Below are 2,944 nucleotides of genomic sequence, written 5' to 3'. Positions count from 1 at the left end.
GGCGCTGTCCAACTTAAGCCATGAAGTGACCATTCTGAACAGCAAGATTAGTTTGGTGGTCACTAGCGACAACAAGCAGGCCACCAACACCGGCGCTGAACTGGCGCGTGAGCGCCTGCGACAAGACCTGTCCACGGAGATCCAGAAGAACCGCGACGACATCCAATACAACCGCCAAAAGATTGCGGTGATTGAAGCCCAGATGGAGAAAAAATAATGCTGTCACTGATCTCAACCCTCGGGGGTCTGCTGATCTCCGGCCTGCCCAAGCTGCTGGAGTTCTTCCAAAACAAGGCCGACCAGAAGCACGAGCTGGCGCTGGCCCGCGTCCAGACCGAGCGTGAGCTGCAAATGGCCGCCGCCGGCTTTGCCGCGCAGGCCAAGATCGAAGAGATCCGCACCGAACAGGTCGCCATGCAGACCCAAGCGCAGATGGCCGAGGCCGAGGCTGAGATGGTCAAAGGCGCGCAGGAGCACGACAAGGCGGTGCTGGCCAAGGCTTCCACATGGGTGGTCAACTACGTGGGCACTGTACGCCCCACAGTGACGTACATCTTCGTGTTTGAGTTGGTGGCGATCAATGCGTTCCTCTGCATCTACCTGTGGAACCACCCCAACTTGATCACCAGCATTGACGACGTGATCCGCTATTCCGACCTGATCTTCTCCAGCGACGAGATGGCCATGCTGGGCGGCATCATCGGGTTCTGGTTCGGTAGCCGCCAGTGGAGCAAGAAGTGAAACTCTCCAAGGCGGGGGAAAACTTGATGCACCGCTTTGAGGGGTGCAAGAACAAACCATACCTTTGCCCTGCGCACATCTGGACGATTGGCTACGGCCACGTCCTGTACCAAGAACAGATCAGGCTACCCGTGGTGCGCGTGGAGGGCAAAGAGACGCCCATGATCCGCAAAGAGATGCCCCTAAAACCGGAGGACAACCGTGTCTGGACCAAGGAAGAAATCGACGAACTATTCCGCGATGATGTCGGAACTTTTGAACGTGGTGTTCTTCGTCTTGTTCCCGGTGTGGCTGGGCGTCAAGGCGCTTTTGACGCTCTTGTCTCTATTTCCTTTAACTTCGGGCTAGGCAACCTCCAGCGCAGCACCATCCGTATGCGCGCCAACAGGGGCGACTGGGACGGCGCTGCGGAGGCTTTCCGCGTCTGGACCAAGGGCGGCGGCAAAGTGCTGCCAGGACTCGTTAAACGGCGTGAGGCAGAGATTGCGCTGTTCTTGAGTTGACGATTGACCTGGCCTTGCGCAGCCTGATTTCCTCTTCAACGATGAACAGCGCCTGCTCCATCTCTTTGACAGAGCAGTGGTCCAGTTGGGTGTCGTGCAGATCCATCACCAGCTTCACAGCCGTCATTTCTGGCCCTGTGAAGACAAACGACCCCTTCTCAAAGCCGCGCCTGCCCATCGTGTAGACAGCGTCCTGCGCGGCCCTGATCTCGTCAGCCCAATCGCGGCCAAGATCGTCCCGAACCCGTATCAGCGCCTCGCTCATGTTGACCGCTGAGATCAGCATGTCAACGTGTTCTCTGGTACCCTGGCCCCTCAGAATGGAGTCCAGCGCCTCGTGGTTCTTGAGTTTGAGCGCCACCCCGGCAGTTGGCAGCGCGCCCACCTTCTTCATGCCAGCAATAACCCACGACATGTTGTCGTAGCGCACGCCGCGGGGTTTGTACTTGCTTTTCTTTTTCATAGCTCGTGCTTGTTCTTGGACGGTTTGATCTTGGGGTGCGCCCGGCTGTAGATGCCGAACAGTTTGTAGTCAGTGCTTGCCACCACACCCTTGGCCCTGAAGGCAACGTCTTGCATGAAAATGCTCGGGCGTTGGTCATGCGCCCAGTGGAAGGGCGAGTTGGGATGGCAGTTGCATTTGAGTTTTTTCATAGGGCCTTTCAGAACAAAACAGTTTAATACGGGGTCGTAGCGCGTGAGCGCAATGATGTCGATGGTGTCGCTCATGTGTTCTTCCTTTTCTGCACAAGGTCGTGGAGCTTTTCTTCGAGCGGAGCATCCAACCCGCCACCCAACCATGCGTCCCACATCCCGAATCTTTTTTGGTTGATGGTCAGGTCGCCATCGGGGCTGTCTTGAAGCAATCGCCCCATCGCAGCGCAGCTTGCAGTAAAAGTCTTAGGTGCCTCTTGGTCAGGGCAGATCGTAAATGTGTACGGTAGTTTAGCCACGGTTCTTCTCCATCAAAGTGGTCATTGTGTCGATCACTACAGCGTATACGGCATCGCGTAGTTTTGAGTCAAAGATTGCCATGTTGCCGTCGATGATGGCGTCCATCTCCGCAAGGTCGAGCCCCACCCACTCACGCTTTGCAACGGTTGCAGATACGGCCTCCATGCGCATGGCAGCTTCACGCTCGATGCGGTTGAACTCATCGTCTTCGGTGTTCATAGTGATTTCCTTATTTCTCTGACCCTGTCACGTGGCAACCCCATGTTGAACACGCTGGTCATACGGATTGCTTTGAGGGTGTTGTGCTCGCTGCGCTGGCGGTTCAGCCGGATGTTTGGCTTGGGCTTCTTCTTGTCCTCCTTGTCGCCCAGCATGAACACAGCCCGTGGGTAGCGCCTTGCATCGTCGTACTCGTAGGTCCAGTCGGCAACGTAGATGCGCTTGACGCCAGCCTTGGTGCGCTTGTTCATTCGGTTGAGCACTGCGTGTGCATCGTATCGCCCGATGTCGGCGTAGTCTGCGAACTCTTGCGCTGTCAGCCTACCGAACTCAGCGAACGCCTCCAGTGCCTTGATGACGTGCGTACCTGTGTTGGTTGTGGTCATTTGATGATCACCATAAAACCACCGCACCGGGCGCATTTGTACAAAGGCTGGCCCTCAACGGGTTCCCAGCGGTGTTTGCATTCGGTCACAGTCCTAACTCCTTCAATGCTGCTTGCAGTCCAGCGAGTCCACCGACACGCT

Annotated in this window: 7 protein-coding genes; 3 read left to right on the top strand and 4 right to left on the bottom strand. The window is 56.5% G+C overall.

Annotated features, from left to right (window positions below; genetic code table 11):
- From ACILQR_RS16750 to ACILQR_RS16740, 3 genes are all read left to right on the top strand, one after another.
- Positions 1 to 217 (top strand): hypothetical protein (locus tag ACILQR_RS16750; protein WP_395652495.1); only part of this gene is annotated, 217 nt, incomplete at its 5' end.
- On the top strand, positions 217 to 741 hold the full coding sequence (locus ACILQR_RS16745; RefSeq protein ID WP_395652494.1) for a hypothetical protein: 525 nt from the start codon (positions 217 to 219) through the stop codon (positions 739 to 741). The genes ACILQR_RS16750 and ACILQR_RS16745, both read left to right, overlap by 1 nt.
- A complete protein-coding gene (locus ACILQR_RS16740) occupies positions 738 to 1,244 on the top strand; it encodes a lysozyme (RefSeq protein ID WP_395652493.1) in 507 nt (168 codons plus the stop codon). The genes ACILQR_RS16745 and ACILQR_RS16740 overlap by 4 nt, the downstream gene beginning before the upstream one ends.
- Here the strand turns inward: ACILQR_RS16740 and ACILQR_RS16735 are convergent.
- The 4 genes from ACILQR_RS16735 to ACILQR_RS16720 all read right to left on the bottom strand — a co-directional run bounded on the left by ACILQR_RS16735 (position 1,204) and on the right by ACILQR_RS16720 (position 2,803).
- Positions 1,204 to 1,707, bottom strand: a complete 504-nt coding sequence (locus ACILQR_RS16735) for a hypothetical protein (RefSeq protein WP_395652492.1) — start codon at positions 1,705 to 1,707, stop codon at positions 1,204 to 1,206. The genes ACILQR_RS16740 and ACILQR_RS16735 overlap by 41 nt on opposite strands.
- Positions 1,704 to 1,973, bottom strand: coding sequence for a hypothetical protein (locus ACILQR_RS16730; protein WP_395652491.1), 270 nt, complete (start codon positions 1,971 to 1,973; stop codon positions 1,704 to 1,706). Before ACILQR_RS16730 ends, ACILQR_RS16735 begins: the two co-directional genes overlap by 4 nt.
- A 216-nt stretch (positions 1,974 to 2,189) precedes the next feature.
- Positions 2,190 to 2,417, bottom strand: a complete 228-nt coding sequence (locus ACILQR_RS16725) for a hypothetical protein (protein WP_395652490.1) — start codon at positions 2,415 to 2,417, stop codon at positions 2,190 to 2,192.
- Positions 2,414 to 2,803, bottom strand: coding sequence for a hypothetical protein (locus ACILQR_RS16720; protein ID WP_395652489.1), 390 nt, complete (start codon positions 2,801 to 2,803; stop codon positions 2,414 to 2,416). Before ACILQR_RS16720 ends, ACILQR_RS16725 begins: the two co-directional genes overlap by 4 nt.
- Between the last annotated feature and the right edge of the window lie 141 nt (positions 2,804 to 2,944).

Source organism: Brevundimonas sp. (genome assembly GCF_044239655.1).
Classification (GTDB): Bacteria; Pseudomonadota; Alphaproteobacteria; order Caulobacterales; family Caulobacteraceae; genus Brevundimonas.
Note: the sequence above shows the minus strand (reverse complement) of the source record. Positions and strands in the feature narration are given on the sequence as shown.

Coding starts and splice junctions, on each gene's coding strand:
- ACILQR_RS16745 (WP_395652494.1), top strand. CDS start 217: ATGCTGTCACTGATCTCAACCCTCGGGGGTCTGCTGATCTCCGGCCTG.
- ACILQR_RS16720 (WP_395652489.1), bottom strand. CDS start 2,803: ATGACCACAACCAACACAGGTACGCACGTCATCAAGGCACTGGAGGCG.
- ACILQR_RS16725 (WP_395652490.1), bottom strand. CDS start 2,417: ATGAACACCGAAGACGATGAGTTCAACCGCATCGAGCGTGAAGCTGCC.
- ACILQR_RS16730 (WP_395652491.1), bottom strand. CDS start 1,973: ATGAGCGACACCATCGACATCATTGCGCTCACGCGCTACGACCCCGTA.
- ACILQR_RS16735 (WP_395652492.1), bottom strand. CDS start 1,707: ATGAAAAAGAAAAGCAAGTACAAACCCCGCGGCGTGCGCTACGACAAC.